Source organism: Roseobacter sp. MED193 (genome assembly GCF_000152965.1).
GTDB lineage: Bacteria > Pseudomonadota > Alphaproteobacteria > Rhodobacterales > Rhodobacteraceae > Pseudophaeobacter.
Map to the genome: position 1 here is coordinate 1,184,725 of NZ_CH902583.1, position 18,814 is coordinate 1,203,538.

General features: G+C 57.7%; 21 protein-coding genes and 1 pseudogene. 5 read left to right on the forward strand and 17 right to left on the reverse strand.

Annotated features, from left to right (window positions below; translation table 11 throughout):
- Window positions 1-59: 59 nt before the first annotated feature.
- The gene (locus MED193_RS08110; protein ID WP_009809207.1) at window positions 60-248 is read left to right on the forward strand and encodes a DUF6324 family protein; all 189 of its coding nucleotides are present in this window, start codon (window positions 60-62) and stop codon (window positions 246-248) included.
- 20 nt (window positions 249-268) lie between these two features.
- On the opposite strand, the gene MED193_RS08115 is transcribed toward MED193_RS08110, so the two are convergent.
- From MED193_RS08115 to ribB, 5 genes are all read right to left on the reverse strand, one after another.
- A complete protein-coding gene (locus MED193_RS08115) occupies window positions 269-772 on the reverse strand; it encodes an MmcB family DNA repair protein (protein ID WP_009809208.1) in 504 nt (167 codons plus the stop codon).
- Between the two features lie 400 nt (window positions 773-1,172).
- Window positions 1,173-1,502, reverse strand: coding sequence for a hypothetical protein (locus MED193_RS08120; RefSeq protein WP_039966021.1), 330 nt, complete (start codon window positions 1,500-1,502; stop codon window positions 1,173-1,175).
- 185 nt (window positions 1,503-1,687) lie between these two features.
- Complete coding sequence (gene nusB / locus MED193_RS08125) at window positions 1,688-2,170, reverse strand: transcription antitermination factor NusB (protein ID WP_009809210.1); 483 nt, start codon at window positions 2,168-2,170, stop codon at window positions 1,688-1,690.
- Window positions 2,167-2,718 (reverse strand): 6,7-dimethyl-8-ribityllumazine synthase, encoded by a 552-nt coding sequence (locus MED193_RS08130; RefSeq protein ID WP_009809211.1) that lies wholly within the window; start codon window positions 2,716-2,718, stop codon window positions 2,167-2,169. Before MED193_RS08130 ends, nusB begins: the two co-directional genes overlap by 4 nt.
- 1 nt (window position 2,719) lies before the next feature.
- Window positions 2,720-3,841 (reverse strand): 3,4-dihydroxy-2-butanone-4-phosphate synthase, encoded by a 1,122-nt coding sequence (gene ribB, locus MED193_RS08135; protein ID WP_009809212.1) that lies wholly within the window; start codon window positions 3,839-3,841, stop codon window positions 2,720-2,722.
- A gap of 186 nt (window positions 3,842-4,027) precedes the next feature.
- Between ribB and MED193_RS08140 the strand changes: the two genes are divergently transcribed.
- Window positions 4,028-5,080, forward strand: coding sequence for a proline racemase family protein (locus MED193_RS08140; RefSeq protein ID WP_009809213.1), 1,053 nt, complete (start codon window positions 4,028-4,030; stop codon window positions 5,078-5,080).
- A 133-nt stretch (window positions 5,081-5,213) separates the two neighbouring features.
- Here the strand turns inward: MED193_RS08140 and MED193_RS08145 are convergent, their stop codons facing one another.
- The gene (locus MED193_RS08145; RefSeq protein ID WP_009809214.1) at window positions 5,214-5,801 is read right to left on the reverse strand and encodes a riboflavin synthase; all 588 of its coding nucleotides are present in this window, start codon (window positions 5,799-5,801) and stop codon (window positions 5,214-5,216) included.
- 307 nt (window positions 5,802-6,108) lie between these two features.
- On the opposite strand from MED193_RS08145, the gene MED193_RS08150 reads away from it, so the two are divergent.
- The 3 genes and pseudogenes from MED193_RS08150 to MED193_RS08165 all read left to right on the forward strand — a co-directional run bounded on the left by MED193_RS08150 (window position 6,109) and on the right by MED193_RS08165 (window position 10,675).
- Window positions 6,109-7,401, forward strand: a complete 1,293-nt coding sequence (locus MED193_RS08150) for a capsule biosynthesis protein (RefSeq protein ID WP_009809215.1) — start codon at window positions 6,109-6,111, stop codon at window positions 7,399-7,401.
- 95 nt (window positions 7,402-7,496) lie between these two features.
- Window positions 7,497-8,630, forward strand: a complete 1,134-nt coding sequence (locus MED193_RS08155) for a polysaccharide biosynthesis/export family protein (protein WP_009809216.1) — start codon at window positions 7,497-7,499, stop codon at window positions 8,628-8,630.
- A 4-nt stretch (window positions 8,631-8,634) separates the two neighbouring features.
- Window positions 8,635-10,675: pseudogene (locus tag MED193_RS08165) on the forward strand (capsular polysaccharide biosynthesis protein).
- An 11-nt stretch (window positions 10,676-10,686) separates the two neighbouring features.
- Here MED193_RS08165 and ribD read toward each other — a convergent pair.
- The 11 genes from ribD to rpoD form a co-directional block, all read right to left on the reverse strand.
- A complete protein-coding gene (gene ribD / locus MED193_RS08170; protein ID WP_302621667.1) occupies window positions 10,687-11,784 on the reverse strand; it encodes a bifunctional diaminohydroxyphosphoribosylaminopyrimidine deaminase/5-amino-6-(5-phosphoribosylamino)uracil reductase RibD in 1,098 nt (365 codons plus the stop codon).
- 124 nt (window positions 11,785-11,908) lie between these two features.
- The gene (gene nrdR, locus MED193_RS08175) at window positions 11,909-12,376 is read right to left on the reverse strand and encodes a transcriptional regulator NrdR (protein ID WP_009809220.1); all 468 of its coding nucleotides are present in this window, start codon (window positions 12,374-12,376) and stop codon (window positions 11,909-11,911) included.
- 120 nt (window positions 12,377-12,496) lie between these two features.
- Window positions 12,497-12,916, reverse strand: coding sequence for a secondary thiamine-phosphate synthase enzyme YjbQ (locus MED193_RS08180; protein WP_009809221.1), 420 nt, complete (start codon window positions 12,914-12,916; stop codon window positions 12,497-12,499).
- 85 nt (window positions 12,917-13,001) lie between these two features.
- Entirely contained in the window at window positions 13,002-13,445 is a 444-nt protein-coding gene (locus MED193_RS08185) for a hypothetical protein (RefSeq protein WP_009809222.1), read from the reverse strand.
- Window positions 13,446-13,531: 86 nt separating this feature from the next.
- Window positions 13,532-13,942, reverse strand: a complete 411-nt coding sequence (locus tag MED193_RS08190) for a hypothetical protein (RefSeq protein WP_039966026.1) — start codon at window positions 13,940-13,942, stop codon at window positions 13,532-13,534.
- 176 nt (window positions 13,943-14,118) lie between these two features.
- Window positions 14,119-14,529, reverse strand: a complete 411-nt coding sequence (locus MED193_RS08195; protein WP_009809224.1) for a hypothetical protein — start codon at window positions 14,527-14,529, stop codon at window positions 14,119-14,121.
- A gap of 144 nt (window positions 14,530-14,673) precedes the next feature.
- A complete protein-coding gene (locus MED193_RS08200; protein ID WP_009809225.1) occupies window positions 14,674-14,982 on the reverse strand; it encodes a hypothetical protein in 309 nt (102 codons plus the stop codon).
- Window positions 14,983-15,085: 103 nt separating this feature from the next.
- Window positions 15,086-15,622 (reverse strand): DUF4166 domain-containing protein, encoded by a 537-nt coding sequence (locus MED193_RS08205; RefSeq protein WP_009809226.1) that lies wholly within the window; start codon window positions 15,620-15,622, stop codon window positions 15,086-15,088.
- A complete protein-coding gene (locus tag MED193_RS08210) occupies window positions 15,619-16,077 on the reverse strand; it encodes a thiol-disulfide oxidoreductase DCC family protein (RefSeq protein WP_009809227.1) in 459 nt (152 codons plus the stop codon). Before MED193_RS08210 ends, MED193_RS08205 begins: the two co-directional genes overlap by 4 nt.
- A 37-nt stretch (window positions 16,078-16,114) precedes the next feature.
- Complete coding sequence (locus MED193_RS08215; RefSeq protein WP_009809228.1) at window positions 16,115-16,702, reverse strand: hypothetical protein; 588 nt, start codon at window positions 16,700-16,702, stop codon at window positions 16,115-16,117.
- Between the two features lie 50 nt (window positions 16,703-16,752).
- On the reverse strand, window positions 16,753-18,744 hold the full coding sequence (gene rpoD / locus MED193_RS08220; protein WP_009809229.1) for an RNA polymerase sigma factor RpoD: 1,992 nt from the start codon (window positions 18,742-18,744) through the stop codon (window positions 16,753-16,755).
- Between the last annotated feature and the right edge of the window lie 70 nt (window positions 18,745-18,814).

Below are 18,814 nucleotides of genomic sequence, written 5' to 3' on the forward strand. Positions count from 1 at the left end.
TTCAAGCCTCCGCGGGATAGCACCGGACACCGGCAATAGATCTGCGGCAGGAGTGCAAAATGGGTATCAATAGCGAACGCGACATCGAAGCAAACATGCAAATCGGCCCCACCGACCAAGGCATGGTACGGCTGTTCATCGAGGCCGACGGCGTCGAAATCCCGATGGATTTTGATCCGGAAGAAGCCGAAGAAATCGCAGACGAACTGCGCGCCGCCGCCCAGGCTGCCCGTATGGTTACAGGCTAAACAGTCACAGCCTCGGGGCGTCAGCCCCGATTGGTGGGATCAGTGAAAAGCGGACCACCCCGACCAAGGCGCGGGTCGCACAGGGACTGCAGACGCCGCGCTGCGTCCCTGGCAAATTTCTGGGTCAGTTTCTTACGCCGGGGGGCAGCCAGCTTGTCTTCAGGCGCCATACGGATCACCTCGGCATCATAGCCATCCGCAATGATCAGCCCCGTGCCCTTGGGCAGCAGATCAACCGGGAACTCAGTATTGACCGCCCAAAAGTAGCGATCACACCATTCCAAATAGCCCTGCCATTTTCGATCTGACTGGAAATCCGCCCGGCTGGATTTGCATTCGACCACCCATAGCTCGCCCTTGGGCCCCAACCCCAACACGTCCACCCGCAGCCCGCGCGTGGGTACAAATTCCTGCAACGAGGCAAAACCAAGCGCGTGCAAATGGCGTGAGACACCGCGAGCCAGCATCTGACCTGGCTGCAAATGCCCCTTGGGCGTGGGATTGGATTGGCGAAATGTCTCCATAAACTCAACGTGAACAATAAGAGAACAAAACACAAGTCCCTGTGTCACATCTTCACTGTGTCCGTGACTAAACCCTGATCGCGTTCCGCGCCTCTTGCTTTGCCGGCGCCGGGGCACTACCTAGACAGAGTGGCGGGTTCTGCCCTTTCAGTGACCGGAAGCATTCCAGTGGCCTTAAGCAATTCCACGGGAGCTGGCTCTGTTCGGACCCTGGTCCGTTTACCTGGCGCCCACCTGTACATACAGGTCCCCGGGAATCAAAACCGCACGTCTGCGGTGGTCCCGTCACACTTTAATTCCCGGTCAGCGTTGTCAGCAAAAAAAGCGCGCTCCTCAAATCTGAGAGCGCGGTTTTTAAAATCGCATTACTGTTTCATAAAACGGAAGCTGTGCAGCAGCGTTAACGTCGTTTGTTCAATGGGCGCATTTGTCCAGCGGGTGCCTCAGCCTTGACCCGAGCCGGTTCAAAACGGTGCGCAACCGGTGTGCCGCCGCGCGGCCCCTCATCTTTACCCGCCATTGCCATAATGACCCAGGCAAACTGTACACCGGCAAAAACGATGCCATTCATGAACCACAGCAGGAAAACCGCCAATAGCCCATCGCTGGATTGACTGACCAGCGCCCAGAGGTTCATCACATTGAACCACAGCAGCATCGCGACAAAACCAGCAGCGATACCAAATCCGATGATCACATTTTTGATGTAGAGTTTTACCAGCTTGGGCATGACGACCTCATCTTTATTGTGCACAAAGAGAGTAGCACCCTGCGCGGGAAGGTCCAGTGATACCCGGGCATGTTGCGGCAGTTTTGCCTGAATATAGTGTCGCACCCAGCAACCAAACTGAACAGCCCTACAAAAAAAGCGCGCCTCAGGGGACGCGCTTTTCAACAGGTCGAATCAGATCCCACTCAGAAAGAGTCCGGCTTTGCCTCCCGCGCCATGTGGTCCAGCACAGCATTCACGAACTTGGCCTCTTTGCCTTCGGGAAAGAAGGCCCGGGCGATATCGACGAATTCGTTTATCACCACTTTGGGCGGCGTATTGGACTGGGTGAACTCAGCACCAGCTGCGCGGAAGAGCGCCCGCAAGGTGGGATCGATGCGGGCAATTGGCCATTTTGCCACCAGGGCGCGATCCGTCATCTGATCGATAGGTGCTTGAAAGTTCACTGCATCTTTCAACAACTTACGAAAGAGGCCGGTGTCGCCTTCGGCCATTTCGCCATCTTCATAAACAGCGCCAAAGCGATGGTTTTCAAATTCAGCAATCACCTTATCAAAGGTCAAATCGCTGTGCTCCATCTGAAACAATGCCTGCACGGCATAAAGCCGTGCGGCAGATTTCATCTGGGTCTTACCATTGCCCTTGGGGGCGCTGTCCGAATGGGTCATGCTGTGCGGGGTCCGTTTTCTGTGCCAGCCAGCTGAATGGCTTCGGAAGGCGCCTTAAAGCCGACTCCCTTGGTCTGGGCGCCCCACTTACGCGTCAGCGCGATAAGATGCAAGGCCGCAGCCGCAGCGCCACCGCCCTTGTTTTGATCTTCCGGGTCGGCGCGCACTTCGGCCTGTTTGCGGTTCTCAACCGTCAATATGCCATTGCCAATGCAAAGCCCCTGCAGGCCCAGCAATTGAATGGCGCGACTACTGTCATTGCAGACGGTATCATAATGGGTGGTTTCCCCGCGAATGACGCAGCCCAGGGCCACAAAGCCATCAAAGTTGGCGCTCCGATCCGCAATGGCAATCGCCGTAGGGATCTCCAGAGCACCGGGCACTTCGACGATCTCATAAGACCCACCTGCAGCTTCAATCTCGGCCTTGGCTCCTGCCAGCATATTGTCAGCGATATCTTTGTAATAGGGCGACATCACAATGGCGAGTTTCACCGGCTTGTCGAATTCAGCGCGCGGCATGATGTAGTGCTGTTCGTGTCCAGCCATATCAGGACTCCTTGAGAATAGGGCGGGTGCCGACAATGGACAGCCCATAGGCATCAATACCGAGGTAGGTGGTCGAAGGAGAATCCGTCAACAGCACCAGCTCCTCGACGCCCAAGCTGGACAGAATCTGGGCCCCAAGGCCAGTGTTCTTGATGGTGCGCGGGCCTTCCTCCTCAGGGGCATAGAGCGAATGCCGCGGCTCGCGGAACAGGCAAACGACACCACGCCCCTCTTCTGCGATCAGCTCCATCGCGCGCGGTAGCTCTTTTACCGGCTTTGGGCCAAGGCCCAGAATATCCGAGGCCTCGTGCAGCGCATGGGTCCGTGTCAGCACCGGACCACCAGAGGCGATATCGCCCTTGATCAGAGCAACATGTTCCACGCCATGGGTTTGGTCGGTAAAAATCCGCATATCCCATTCCCCACCAAACTCCGACGTAACGGCGCTGCGGCTGGTCTCAACCACCAGGTTATCGTTTCTGGCGCGGTAGGTAATGAGGTCAGAGATCGTACCGATCTTCAGCCCGTGCTTCTCGGCGTAGTCCACTAGATCCGGCAGGCGGGCCATGGTGCCGTCCTCGTTCATGATCTCGCAAATTACCGAAGACGGATAGTGCCCGGCCAGGCGCGCCACGTCGCAGCCCGCTTCGGTATGACCAGCCCGCACCAAGACACCACCGCGCCGCGCGCGCAGCGGGAAGACATGGCCAGGGGTGGCGATATCTGCTGCGCTTTTTTCAGGGTCGATTGCCGTGGCGACGGTCAGGGCACGGTCGGCTGCGGAAATGCCGGTGGAGACGCCCTCGCGGGCCTCAATCGAGACAGTAAAGGCGGTTTCATGACGCGAGGAATTATGCATTGCCATCATTGGCAGGCCCAGCTCGTCGATCCGCTCAGCAGGCAGGGTCAGGCAAATCAGACCGCGCCCATGGGTGGCCATGAAATTGATCGCTGCCGCATCTGCGCTCTGAGCCGGGATCACCAGATCGCCTTCGTTCTCGCGGTCCTCATGGTCGACCAGGATGAACATCCGCCCAGCACGGGCCTCATTGATGATCTCTTCAATCGGGCTGATCGCCGCGCGCAAACGGGCCTCGACCGGCCCCGGTGTTTCAAAGCTCATGCTGATCGCCTTTCGGTACAGATGCCCCAAGGGCCCATCGCCCGGCGGGTATATAGGGCGAAATAGCCCAGCCGGGCACCAAATGCCAGCCCCACAGGCGGCACTGCAAAGGCTAGACGCGGCGTTTTACTTCGGGCACAAAGGCAAGATTGGATACAATATTCACATAGATGGAGAGTCACCGCCATGCGCGCATCCCGCATTCTGCAAGCCGTCGACGCCCATGCCGAGGGCGAACCGGGCCGTGTCGTCACGGGCGGCATGCCGCTTTTGCGCGGCAATACCGTTTTTGAGAAGATGCAAGATATGGCACAAAATCATGATGATATCCGGTTGCTAATGCTGCGCGAGCCGCGCGGGTATCCCGGTCTGTGTGGCAATGCCATCGTGCCCCCCTGCCATCCGGAGGCTGATGCCGGTTTCATCATCTTTGAGCAGACAGAATACCCGCCAATGTCGGGATCCAATACCATCTGCGTGGTCACTGTGCTCTTGGAAACAGGTATTGTGCGCATGGTAGAACCGGTCACAGAACTGACCTTAGAGGCGCCGGCGGGGCTCATAAAGGTGCGCGCGGACTGCTGCGATGGCAAGGTAACGCGGGTGACGTTTCAAAACGTCCCGGCATTTGCCATGCACCTCGATGCCCCGGTCGAAGTGGCAGGTCTGGGCACCATCAAGGTGGATGTGGCCTGGGGCGGCATGTTCTTTGTGCTGGTGAACGGTGAAACAATCGGACTGGACCCTCGCGCCGAGAATGGCGCAGAAATCCTGCGCATCAGCGAGGCCATTCGCCATGCCACGGTCGAACAATTGCCTGTCGTACATCCCGAAAACCCTGATATTACCGGCCCCACCATCACCAATCTCTGGGCACCATCGCAAGAGCCCGGCCTGCATGGACGCGGTGCCATCACAATTTCTACTGGAGTTTTTGATCCTGACAGTCCTCAGGATGCCAGCGGCATTCTAGATCGCTCTCCTTGTGGCACCGGCACCTGCGCCAAGATGGCAGTCCTGCATGCCCGAGGTCAGCTTGGCATCGGGGAAGACTATGTGAATGCCGGCCCGCTGGGCACGACGTTTACCGGGCGGATTCTGAAAACGACCAGGGTTGGAGACTATCCAGCCATTGTCCCTAGCCTGTCCGGCCAGGGCTGGATTTACGGCCTGGCCTCCTACTGCTTGGATCCCAGCGATCCCTTTCCAATGGGATATACCGTCGGAGACATATGGTAGCAAACAAGGGGCGCAAAACGGCTATGGGGCGCTGCCCCTCGGCCTTGCGGCCTCACCCCGGAATATTTTGGGAAAGATGATATCAGGGGAGGCGTCCCCCCCGGCGGCACGACAAACTGGCAGATCTGGAAAATCAGCCAGCCTCATGCAGCCGCGCCACATAGCGCGCCAGGGTATCGATCTCCAGGTTCACCTGGTCGCCCAGCTTTACATCCCCCCAGGTGGTCACCTCTTTGGTATGCGGGATGAAGTTGATGCCAAAATCGCAGCCCTGCACATCGTTTACCGTCAGGGAGGTGCCGTTCAAAGCGACGGATCCCTTGGGGGCAATGAAACGCGCCAGTTCCTTTGGTGCGCGCAGAGTCACACGGGTGCTATCGCCTTCGTCCTGCAGCTCGACCACCTCTGCCACCCCATCCACATGGCCCGACACGATATGCCCGCCCAGCTCATCACCGACTTTCAAGGCACGTTCCAGGTTAACGCGCTTGCCGATCTTCCAAGCACCGACATTGGTTTTTGACACGGTTTCTGCAGAGATCTGCACATCGTACCAGTCTTTGCCCAGCTCGATGACAGTAAGGCAGACCCCATCCGAGGCAATCGAGGCCCCAAGGTCGATGCCTGAGGTTTCATAATTGGTGGCAATCCGCGCCCGCAGATCCCCCTGCTGATCCAGCTGGGCAATGGTTCCAATGTCTGTAACGATACCGGTGAACATCGTGAGCACTCCTAGGCTTTGGCTGCGGCGAATTATGCCTGTCGCAGAGGTAGCCCAAGCTGCCCCTGCTTCACAAGCCCTGCTCTGAGCATTGCTTTAGCTTACCCAAAAACCGGGAGGGACAGTCAGCCCGTGCAACGGGCTGGATGGGCCTGGGGCGGCACTAAAGGAGAGCTTGCCGCGTCGATCCCGAGGGGCGTAACCTGTCGCAAGGCCTTGCCGGTTTGCGGGGTCATAGTTATGCCCCAGTCCAGCGCTACACTCCTACGTTAGAGTATTAACCCTTAACCAAAGATGCCTCCCTCTGATGCACCCCCACCATTCCAAGCAACCGACCTTCTTGTTCCTTCAGGGACCACATGGGCCGTTCTTCAACGCCCTGGGCAGGATGCTGTGCAGGGCGGGATGCCAGGTTTGGCGAATTGGCTTTAACGCTGGCGATCAGGCCTTTTGGCGAAACAAAGCGCAGTACCTGCCCTATCAGGGCACCCTGACAGAGTGGAAAGCGTTTTTCGAAAAGACCTGCCAAGAAAAGGCAATCACCGATATTGTCCTTTACGGTGACACCCGGCCAATCCACGCTGAGGCGATTGCCGCCGCCCAGGACCTGGGGCTAGAGGTGCATGTGTTTGAAGAAGGCTACCTGCGCCCCTACTGGGTCACCTATGAACGCGGCGGTGCCAATGGGCATTCTCGCCTGATGCAAACAAGCGTGAGCGAGATGCAATCTGCATTGGAGTTGTCAGATATGGAGGCGCCGTTACCGCCCTCGCATTGGGGCGACATGCGCCAACATGTGTTTTACGGTGCCCTGTATCATTGGTTTGTTATGTTCTGGAACCGCAGGTATCGCAACTTTGAACCCCATCGCGCGATCCCTGTTACCCGCGAGTTTCAGCTCTATTTGAAACGGTTGGTGTTGATGCCCCTGCAGGCGCTAGAGCGTCGGGTCGCCACATGGCGCATTCGCAATGGGGGCTTCCCCTATCATCTAGCGCTGTTGCAGCTAGAACATGATAGTTCGTTTCAGATGCATTCTCCCTTTGACAGCATGAGCGGTTTCCTGGCGGAAGTAATTGCAGGCTTTGCCACAGGCGCGCCGCGTCACCATCATTTGGTGATCAAGGCCCATCCGCTGGAAGACGGGCGTAGCCCAATCCGCCGCGAATTGCGCCGCCTGGCGCGGGAGCATAATATACTGGACCGCGTGCATTACGTGCGCGGTGGCAAACTGGCAGAGCTTCTGAACGAAGCGCGCACCGCCGTAACCGTGAACTCCACTGCTGGGCAGCAGGTGCTCTGGCGCGGCATCCCACTCAAGGTCTTTGGCGATGCGGTCTATGACAAAGAGGCCTTCACCTCGTCCCAGCCCTTGGCACAGTTCTTTGCCGCACCGGCCCGGCCGGACAACCGCGCCTATAAAGACTACCGGCGCTACCTGCTAGAGACCTCGCAGGTGCCAGGGGGCTTTTATTCTCGATCCGGGCGTCGCCAATTGCTGCGCCATGTGGTTGATATGATGCTCTCCCCGCATGATCCCTATGATGCCCTGCGCCACGGCACAGCGGCTCCGCGGCAACAGTTATCCGTGGTCCGCTGACTGAAACCTTTCGCAAGACTGGATTTTATCCTCAAACCGCGTTAGTCTGTCCAAAAAACTGAGGCAGAATAATAATAGGTCGAGGAGACCGAGCAGTGAAAAACGTCCCCTTTTCATGGGTGCGGCCCGTGGCGATTCTCGCTGCATTGACGCTTGCGGCGTCTTGCGGCCTGCCAAAAGTTGGCCCCAACAAACGTCAAATCTTTGCCGGATCGGTACAGAAAGAAGGCGATGCCTTTATCGTTTCCGTCAACGACCGTGTTACCCGCGCCACCGCCGTGGTTCCGGCCCTTGGCTTTTCGCAGAGCTTTATCAATGCCGGACGGCTGACCTCGGATACCATCCGCCCTGGAGATGTATTGGGGCTGACGATCTGGGAAAACGCCGATGACGGGCTACTGGCCAGTGAGGCCACCAACGCGACCGCCCTTGAAGAGGTACAGGTAGACAGCGCTGGTTATATTTTTGTGCCCTATGCCGGTCGTCTGCGCGCCTCAGGCAATACGCCTGAGCAGCTGCGCGAAGAGATCACCAAAAAGCTGGAAGACCAAACGCCAGATCCACAGGTGCAGGTGCGCCGCGTTGCTGGGGATGGCTCCACCGTCAGTCTGACGGGCGCCGTCGGGGGCCAGGGCGTCTATGCCATCGAACGCCCGACCCGAACACTGTCCACCATGTTGGCGCGGGCTGGCGGCGTCGCAATTGAGCCCGAAATTGCTCAGATCACTGTGATCCGAGGCAAGGAACAGGGCAAAATCTGGTTCCAGGATCTGTTCAACCACCCTGAGTTGGACATCGCCCTGCGCGGCGGTGACCGCATCTTGGTAGAATCCGACAGCCGCTCCTTTACCGCCCTTGGCGCCACCAGCGCCCAGGCGCGTGTGCCTTTTGAGAGCCAGGATCTGTCGGCGCTTGAGGCCATCGCCCAGGTTGGCGGCTTAATCTCCACCACTTCTGATCCCACCGGGGTGTTTATCTTCCGCAACGAACCAGCAGAGATTGCCAATCAGGTTCTGGGACGTGACGATCTGGTTGGCGCCCAGCGCATGGTCTATGTGTTGAACTTAACGCAACCCAACGGATTGTTCATCGCCCGTGACTTTGTGGTGCGTGACGAAGACACGCTTTATGTCACCGAAGCGCCCTATGCACAGTGGACCAAGACGATCTCACTGTTGGCCAGCCCGCTGACACCGCTCGCCAGTGTCGAAACGCTGTTTGGCGGCTAATGGGATGATCGGCGCAACAGCCACATCAAAAGCCGAGGGCCAAGGCTCCCGGCTTTTTGTATACAATGGCGGGTTTGTTACCCAGCCAAGGCTGCGCCGCATTCTCGACCTTGCGGGGTATCAGCTCCGTCTTGGCTTGCCAAAAGAGGGTGACCTGGTTGGGGTCTGGGGCAATTCCCCCACCGCCCATCGTGGGCGCAGCGTTGCAGCCAAATACGGCGCGGATCTTTTGCGCGTAGAAGACGCCTTTCTGCGCTCCATCCATCCTGGCCGCGCCGGAGAGCCGCCCCTGGGGCTGCTGTTGGACCGCAAGGGGCTGCACTTTGATCCCGCCCAGCCCTCCGATCTGGAAGATCTGCTGGCCACCCACCCGCTGGAAGACAGCCATATGATGCGCCGCGCCCGCAATGCTATTGGCCGCCTGCAGGACGCACATCTCAGCAAATACAACGGCTTTATGCCCAGCGCCCCCCCTGCCGGACCCTGGCTATGTTCTGGTGGTGGATCAGTTGCGCGGCGACGCCTCGGTCACCGCTTCCAAAGCGGATCGCGCCCGTTTTCTGGAGATGCTTGTCTTTGCCCAGGAAGAACACCCCGGCGCGCGCATTTTAATCAAGACTCACCCCGAAACCCGCGATGGACATCGTTCTGGGCATTACCTCGACACGGATGCGCAGGGTCGGGTTGAAATGTTCAGCGATCCTGTCTCTCCCTGGGGCCTTCTGGAGGGAGCGATTGCGGTCTATACCGTATCCTCGCAGCTCGGGTTCGAGGCAATTTTGGCGGGCCATAAACCGCGGGTTTTTGGCCAGCCCTTCTATGCAGGATGGGGCTTGACCGAGGACGAGGACCCGGTGTCGCGGCGACAACGTAAACTCACCCGGCCACAGCTGTTTTCCGCAGCCATGTTCCTGTACCCGACCTGGTATGATCCCTTTACTGACAGGCTCTGCGAACTTGAGCGCGTGATCGACACATTGGAAGCCAGCACCCGCGCCTGGCGGCAGGATCGGGCCGGCTGGGTGGCTTCAGGCATGCGTTTGTGGAAGCGCTCCCCCCTCCAGGGGTTCTTTGGTCAGACCCGGAAACTGAAATTCACCGAGAATCCAGAAGAGGCCCGCAAGAGTGGCCGCAACTGGATGGTTTGGGCCAGCAAAGCACAGGCCAAGACCCATGCCGGCGCCACACATGTCGAGGACGGCTTTCTACGCTCACGCGGGTTAGGGGCCGATCTTGTGCCCCCCATGTCTCTGGTGCTGGACCGTCAGGGGATCTACTATGACCCCCGGCAGCCGTCGGATCTGGATGACCTGATCACCCAGCGTGCGGATCTTGGCCCAGCCGAGGCCCTGCGCGCTGAGGCATTGATCCAACAGCTGATCCGCAACAGCCTGTCGAAATACAACCTTTCGGGCGAGCCCCCCGCCCTCCCCGCAGGCCATCGCATTCTGGTGCCTGGGCAGGTGGAGGATGATGCCTCGATCAAAGCCGGATGTGGACGGATCAATACCAATCTTGACCTGCTGCGCACCACCCGCAAAGCCAACCCCAAAGCGGTGATCATCTACAAACCGCACCCTGACGTCGAAGCCGGGCTACGACCTGGCAGCCTGCCAGAGAGCGGAATTCCAGAGAACCTGGCGGATGTCGTCGCCAGCAACTGCGATCCAATGGCGCTGCTGGATGAGGTCCAGGAGGTCTGGACCATGACCTCTCTCTTGGGGTTTGAAGCCTTGTTACGCGGGGCCAAGGTCACCACGCTGGGTCTGCCCTTTTATGCAGGCTGGGGGCTCACTACGGATAAGCGGACAGCCCCGCCCTGGCGCGCTGCACGTCCCGACCTTCTGGGGCTGGCCCATGCTGTCCTAATTGACTATCCACGCTATTTTGACCCCCTCACCAATCTCCCTTGCCCTCCGGAAGTGGTGGTCGAACGGCTCATTTCTGGGGAGCTGCCCCAGCCCAGCCTTGGAAACCGCAGCCTGGCAAAACTTCAGGGAGCCTTTGCCACCTATGCCCATCTGTGGCGACGCGGAAAACGATAGAGGTCTGCGCTTTAGCTCGCCCGTCGCCAGCGGTGCATCACATCTGCGCCCACCGGACAGGTTTCGATAAGGTCAAACCTATTCGCCGCCTCAAGCCGATGTAGCCCCAGTGCCCCGATTGAGGGCAATCCCTCAGCTCCGATGCCGAGACCGGCGGTAAAGCCAATCAGCTCGTCCACTAAATCAAAAGCCAGTAGCGAGGCTGCAAGCGCAGAGCCACCTTCGCAAAACACCCGTGTCAGCCCAGCAGCCCCAAGCTGTTGCAGGACATCATGCGGGTCCAGCTGCACGCCGCGACTGGCGCAGGGCAGCAGACGGGCGCCTAAGCCCTCCCAGGCCTGTTTGCGCTCAACATCCGCCCCTTGCCCGTGGCACAGCCAAAGCGGCACCTTAGAGGCTGAGGTGGCAAGCTGGCTGATCAAGGGCAGATCCAGATGCCGTGAAATCACCACCCGCACCGGCTGATGGGCCACACCGAGATCGCGCACCGTCAATGAAGGATCATCCGCCCGCGCCGTGCCCGCGCCCACCACAACCGCATCATGGCGTGCACGCATCGCATGAACGGCCCGGCGCGCCTCTGGTCCGGTGATCCATTTGCTTTGACCCGTTCCAGTGGCGATACGACCGTCAAAACTACTCGCCATCTTAAGCGTCACAAACGGACGCCCCTGTTCGGTCTTGTAAAAGAACCCGGCGTGATCCCGCGCGGCCTCCTCTGACAGCACCCCGACCTCGACCTCGATGCCGGCCTGGCGCAGCATCTCAAACCCCTGCCCCGAGACCCGCGGGTCACTGTCCCCCACAGCGGCCACCAGCCGGGCAATGCCAGCGTCAATCAACGCCTGAGCACAGGGCGGCGTTTTTCCGTGATGCGAGCAAGGCTCCAACGTCACAAAGGCTGTTGCGCCCCGCGCCAGCTTACCGGCCTGTGCCAGCGCGGCGACCTCTGCATGCGGGCGACCACCGGGCTGGGTCCAGCCACGCCCAACGATGCGCCCCTCGCGCACCAACACACAGCCCACTGCGGGGTTAGGCCAGCAATTGCCCTGGCCACGTCGTCCAAGAGACAGCGCGAGTGCCATATATCGACTATCGGATTGGGTCACGTCATGCCCACCTATCTGTTATCACACACAGGCCCGGATCAGGCCTTAGCCAATCCGGGCGTGGGAAGCTCTATCTCCAACCGCGTATCGATCCTGTATTAGGGCCGATATCGCGAGACTAAAGTCACTCTTCGGTCGGCGCATCAGGGCGCAATTCGTGGACAAAATCCTCAAAATCATCCGCCGCCTGAAAGTTCTTGTAAACACTGGCAAAGCGCACGTAGGCAACGGTATCGATCCGCGCCAGCGCCTCCATGACGATTTCACCGATCTTGCTAGAGGAAATATCGGTCTCGCCCATGCTTTCCAATCGTCTCACTATGCCAGAGATCATCTGATCAATGCGTTCAGGATCGATGGGGCGCTTTTGCATGGAAATGCGGATGGAGCGTTCCAGCTTATCACGGTCAAAATCCTCGCGCTTGCCATTGGTTTTGACCACCACCAGATCGCGCAGCTGCACCCGCTCGTAGGTGGTAAAACGTCCCCCACATGCAGGGCAGAAACGACGTCGACGGATGGATACGTGATCCTCGGCAGGGCGTGAATCCTTCACCTGAGTATCGATATTCCCGCAAAACGGACAGCGCATCTACGGATCCCCTTTTCCTAATACCTGCCATTTGTGCTAAACCTTGCACAGTTATCCACAACTATAGGCCAGCCGCTAGGAATTGGGTAGAGGGGAAATTCAACCGCTAGATCAAGCAGGTTAACCGCTGATATGGGCCAGGATCTGGCGCCGGTGTGGCGCATCGCGATGTTCAAACAGGTAAACCCCCTGCCAGGTTCCCAAACCCAGGCCCTCCCCCGTCAGAGGGATCGAGAGACTGACAGGCAACAGGGCTGCCTTGATATGGGCTGGCATATCATCCGGTCCCTCATAGGTGTGGCGCAGATAGCTCATGGCGGGATGGTTTGAGGGCGGCACCAAGCGGGAAAAGAAGGCCTGCAGATCCTCCTGCACCTCTGGGTCGGCATTTTCTTGTATCAACAGCGAGCAGGACGTGTGGCGCACAAACAGCGTGAGCATGCCCCGCGCATTGCCGACCTCAGCCAGCCAGTGTCGCAGCTCTGGGGTGAATTCATAAAGACCCGGACCACGGGTTGGGATGTAAAACTGTTTCTGCACGCTATAGCTCTGCTATAGGCCAGTCTTTTGTGCAAGGGGCTCTTTGGCGCCAGGCCAGTCTGGACACCACAGGCAAACCGCTGGTTCAATTGAATGGAAAGAAAAAATCGTCTCGCCGATCATAGCAATAATTCCGCGCTGTCGCCGCGTTGATGTTGTCGCCCCGCACTTTGACGCTCAGGGAGTAGCGTGTGCTGGTATCGCTTCCCGGCGGCGGCGTCAGAGAAAACTGCACCGACTTACGCCCTGGGCGATTAACGGAGGGGCCAATTTCCTTCCAAATGTAGATCCGCTGTGTCGCCTGCGTGCGCAGCGCGCGAATAGCGAAATCGCCGATACCACACCAATAGTCCTGCGCCCCCGAACCAACCCGGTTTACGACCTCCCAAACACCTTCGGAAACCGGCAGAACCTCGTGATGGTTCCAGGCCCGCCAGGCGAAGGCCGTTACTGGCATGCAAATCAGACAGCTAAGGAGCACGGAGGCAAGTCCGTGTTTGATCCCGGCATTTTCCACAATCCATCGCATCAAAGGGCCGCCCCTCACCTGAGATCTACACGTCTGGTTGCAAAAATTCTACCAGACATCAACAACACCGCCAAGATGACGCAAAATCAGAAGCCAACAGGCAGCTGTTGGCAGAGATTAAAGGCATCGCGCACCCGCATAGTATCCCCGCGCGTCAAAGTATTCACAGCTGCGTTACGCGCTTGTTCAGATGAAGCCGTCGGGATGGATTGCAGGGTAAACTGAACCGCAGAGCGTCGGTTTGTTGTTTCACTCGTACCACGAGATCGCGCGATATAGAGCCGTGCCTCCCAGCGTGCCTTTAACGCCCGTTGGGCATAGTCGCCTGCCGCACACCAATAGTTGCGCCCTGAACCGCCCGTCTTGGGGATCACTTCAAACACCGCATCGGAGACGGGGTTCACCCGACTTCCGTCGCGAGAGGTAAATGCACTGGCATCGGAGACAGTCAGCCCCAATAAACAAGCGGCAATTGTTGCGAGAGAGAGATTTTTCATATCGGACCTACCCATTTCATATCGGATATTCAGAGGCCCACAACAGAACACGCCGCATGTAGGCTTAACCGTAGGATAGGTGCACGCGCAGCTCCAAGGCCAATCACGTCAATGTGCGACACGCAACTGTGTACTGGGAAGAAGCCAGCCGGATGGTTTTGCCCCAGCCATACACATCAATTAGAGCGAACAGGGGAACGATCACAATATCTGCGCGCCTGCTGCACTGACATTCTGTCTCCGGGCTTGACACCCAAAGCCAACCACCCCTGCGGCGGAGGGGCCACACCGACCTCCTCTGGCGACAGCGTGAACTGCACAGCAGAACGACGTCCGGTTGTCACACTCGTCCCGCGTCCCCGCACGACATAGATGAGGTCCCGCCATCCTGCGCCCTTGACACGACGGGCATACTCCGCAGCGCCACACCAGAATTCATCATATGATCCCGAAGTTTTGGGGATGACCTCAAAGATCAAATCGTCAATCGAATTGACCTTTGCGCCGTTTGGGGTTGTGAAGGCCTCGGCCGCCACAGGCCCCAAAAGCGTTGCAGCCAAGCCAAAAGCGAGAAGTGTTTTTTTCATCAGATGCGCTCCCAGGGTTTTGCCCTAGATAGGGGAGGCACTGCGGGGTTCCAAGGGGAAAGCTCTGAAAACCATGACAGGATGACAAGTAAAGATTTGGCACAGGCTCAAGGTGCTGGACGGCCTGCTACCATCTACGACACCCTAGTCCGCCTTGCCCACAGATGCACCGGGGAAGGGGATGATCTCTGCGCCAAGACCTTTGCCGAGGCTTTTCTCTAATATATTCAAAACAGCCTCATCAGGCGTGATCCCTTGATCGGGGCTGAACTGTGCGCGGGCTTGTTGCCGCAGCATCTCGCGCGCCGGCTCTGCCTCCATAGCCTTAAGGGCATCGCCCTGCTCTTTCAGAGCAGTGACCATGAATTCATTGGCATCCGATAGGGATTTCAGCGCTTCGAGTTGATCTTGCAGCTCGGCCAAGGCCGTGGTCAGGTTTTGATTTGCAGACATCGGTCCCCCAATTAGCATTGTGCTTATGATTAGGCAGCGAGAGAGATAGCACTAGTCTACAGGGGGGCAGCGCCACGCTGCAAGCCATGGTGTTAAGCAATGGTTAACGCGCGGGAGGAACCTCAAATACACCCTGGTAGCGGATCAGCAGGCCAATCGCGGGCAGCGTCGCAGAGATATCAAAGCCAAAGGCGCCACTAGGGGTTTCAAACTCGCGTGACGCCGATTTCGGCGTTAACCACTTTGGCAAAGGCACGCCCAACAAGCTTACGCGCAAGACATCGACGGCCAAGACCGCCCCCTGCATCCGCACGCCCAATTGGATCTGAAGAGGACCAAAGCGTTCAACCGCGCAGCCCCTTACCCTGTCATAACTGAGATGCGAGGTAGTCGAACTGCGCCCAAACTGACGAGACCAGAGCTGCCCGCTCCCCTGCGGTTGGGTTGTGATCTGAAACTCGACCTCCTCACCAGGGGCCGGAAACCCGGCCAACCGGGTCAGGAACCGGGCCGCAAAATTTCCGCCCTCAACCCTGGCCCGACCGTGGTAGCGTCCGGATGAGGCAGAGTGAAACCGCGACACCACGGCGGGCACGTTAAGACCCTTATCGGCAATTATCTGACCAAAGGCATCGCTCATGGGGCAGTCTTATCCTGCTTGGGCTTCCAATCCAAAAACCGTGCTCGGATGTCGGAACCTGGCACCAGGCAGGTCTCTGTGCGACCAAAGAGACGGTACCGATTGCGGGCAAGCGCGTGATACATCGGGTCCTTCAGAAAGCCAGGTAAAAACCGGCACAACCCCAGAACCGGCCAAAGCCCCGGCAGCGCCCGCATGGCGGCGGCGATGGCATCCATCCGTTGAAAGCAGCGCCCTTCGACAAAGACGAGGAGGGTCTTAAAGTCATCAGTGGGCAGCCCCCGCTCCCTGAAAAGCCGCTGCCCCAGGGCGGACTGCGCTGTGGCAAAGGAAAAGCGTTGTTCCGTGTCATGGCGCAGCATGAACTGGAAGAAATGCGAACACAGCACACATTCGCCGTCAAAGACGATGAGGTTATTGATCTCAGAATCTTGCGTTTGCGGCCTGCTTTCCACAAATGAGTTCCTACCAAGCATCTTCTCGTTCAACCCATCAGTTTACACAAAGAGTCCCCAATTGATCTCGGTCTTGGAAGCTATCAATTGCAAGCCGGACTCTTGGGTGAAAAATCCAACCTTCAAGTTCAATTACTGGCGTCTCAAGTACGGCAGAGATTGTTCCAAACTCAACAGTTTCACCTTCAATGACGTCATAGGCTACAAGTTTCATTTGATTTCTGAACCACAAACTTGGGTAACCACGAATAAGAATGTTTTTGTATGGCAAACCTATTTCGCAGAAACCCAATGAAATCAGCTCTCCGTCAAATTTCATATATTCTGGTTCATAGTGCAAAGAAAGGAATACACTCGGTTCTTTCAGAAGGTTCATCTCTTTCAAATTCACATAGCCCTCAGGATAGGAAGAATATAGTGCTTCCCATCGTTGCGGCTTCACCCAATTGGAAATGTAAAACTCAATGCAAACCTCTTTGAGACGGAGCGCGTCCTCCACAAAGTTAGATATTTTGTCGGGAATTAGAAGAACAAAGCCAATAACCGCAACTATAGCACCCAAAAACCAATTTCGAATCCGAAGAAAATTCTGAACAATCCTTTGAGTTTGGGATGCCCTTTTCATGGCATCCCTCTTGTTTCGCTCAAAGTTGTCGCGAAGCCTGTTGCGCCCGCTCACTGATCCAGGAAGCTGCGCAGCTTGCGGCTGCGGCTGGGGTGCTTCAGTTTCCTGAGCGCCTTTGCCTCGATCTGGCGGATCCGTTCCCGTGTAACCGAGAACTGCTGGCCGACTTCTTCCAGCGTGTGGTCGGTGTTCATGCCGATACCAAAACGCATCCGCAAAACCCGTTCTTCACGCGGGGTAAGCGAGGCGAGAACCCGTGTGGTGGTTTCCTTGAGGTTTTCCTGAATGGCGCTGTCCAGCGGCAGCACGGCATTCTTGTCCTCAATGAAATCGCCCAGCTGGCTGTCTTCCTCATCGCCAATTGGCGTCTCAAGGGAGATCGGCTCCTTGGCGATCTTCATCACCTTGCGGACCTTCTCCAGCGGCATCTGCAGCTTTTCAGCCAGTTCTTCCGGCGTGGGCTCGCGGCCAATCTCATGCAGCATCTGGCGACCGGTGCGGACCAGCTTGTTGATGGTCTCGATCATATGGACAGGAATCCGGATGGTGCGCGCCTGATCTGCGATCGAGCGGGTGATGGCCTGACGGATCCACCAGGTCGCATAGGTCGAGAATTTATAGCCCCGGCGGTATTCGAACTTGTCTACCGCCTTCATCAGGCCGATATTGCCTTCCTGAATGAGATCCAGGAACTGCAGACCGCGATTGGTGTATTTCTTGGCAATCGAGATCACCAGACGCAGGTTGGCCTCGACCATTTCCTTTTTCGCCTGACGGGCTTCTTTCTCGCCCTTTTGCACCTGCTGCACAATGCGGCGGAATTCAGAGATATCCAGACCCACATATTGACCGACCTGGGCCATATCGGCGCGCAGCTCTTCTACTTTGTCGGTTGAGCGCTCAATGAACATCTGCCAGCCCCGGCCGGGCTTTTCGCCCATGTCGGACAGCCAGTTGGGGTCAAGCTCACGTCCCCGGTAGGCCTCGACAAATTCACGACGGTTGATGCGAGCCTGGTCAGCCAGTTTCACCATTGAGCTGTCGATCTGCATCACACGGCGGTTGATGCCATAGAGCTGGTCAATCAGCGCGTCGATACGGTTGTTATGCAGGTGCAAACCATTCACCAGCTCAACAATTTCAGACCGCAGAGACTGATAGGTGGCCTCATCCTTTTTGCTGAAAGAACCATCCTCGTTCAGCGTAGCGGAAATCCGGCTATCCTGCATCTCAGAGAGCTGGGAGAAGTCGGTCGAGATCCGCTCCAGCGTGGTCAGGACACGATCCTTCAGGGCCGCTTCCATCGCTGCAAGCGACATATTGGCCTGTTCGTCCTCGTCGTCGTCATCATCCGAGGCAATGGGGTTGCCGTCCGCGTCCAGCTCTTGGGTCTGTTCCTTGGCAGCCGGAGCAGCCGGAGCGGCGCCTGGAACCACCGGGACCACAGGATCTTCCGCTTCGCCGTCTTCGTCCAGCTGGTTGCCAAAGGTGGCCTCCAGGTCGATCACGTCGCGCAGCAAAATGTCCTCAGACAAAAGTTCGTCATGCCAGATGGTGATCGCCTGAAAGGTCAGGGGGCTTTCGCAAAGCCCGGCAATCATGGTGTTGCGGCCAGCTTCGATCCGCTTGGCGATGGCGATCTCGCCCTCACGGCTCAGCAGCTCAACCGTGCCCATCTCGCGCAGGTACATGCGTACCGGATCATCGGTCCGATCCAGCTTCTCAGAAGCAGCGCCTGCAACGGCGACCTCACGCGGGCTATCGGCAGAAACCAGTTCGGTAGAGCCCTTTTGCTCTTCCTCTTCGACTTCCTCGTCTTCGATAATATTGATGCCCATCTCTGACAGCATCGACATCACATCTTCGATCTGCTCCGAGCTGACCTGATCAGGTGGCAGCACTTGGTTGAGCTGATCATAGGTGATGTAGCCCTTTTCACGGGCTTCGGCGATCATTTTCTTGACCGCGGCCTGGCTCATGTCCAGAGAAATTTCAGCGTCCTGATCGTCAGGTTTACGGTCGTCGTTATCTTTGGCGGCCATTCAATGCTCCCTAAGAGGCTGGGCGATTCGGATGCCGAATCATTAGCGCGATCTTGTGATTCGTCACCCG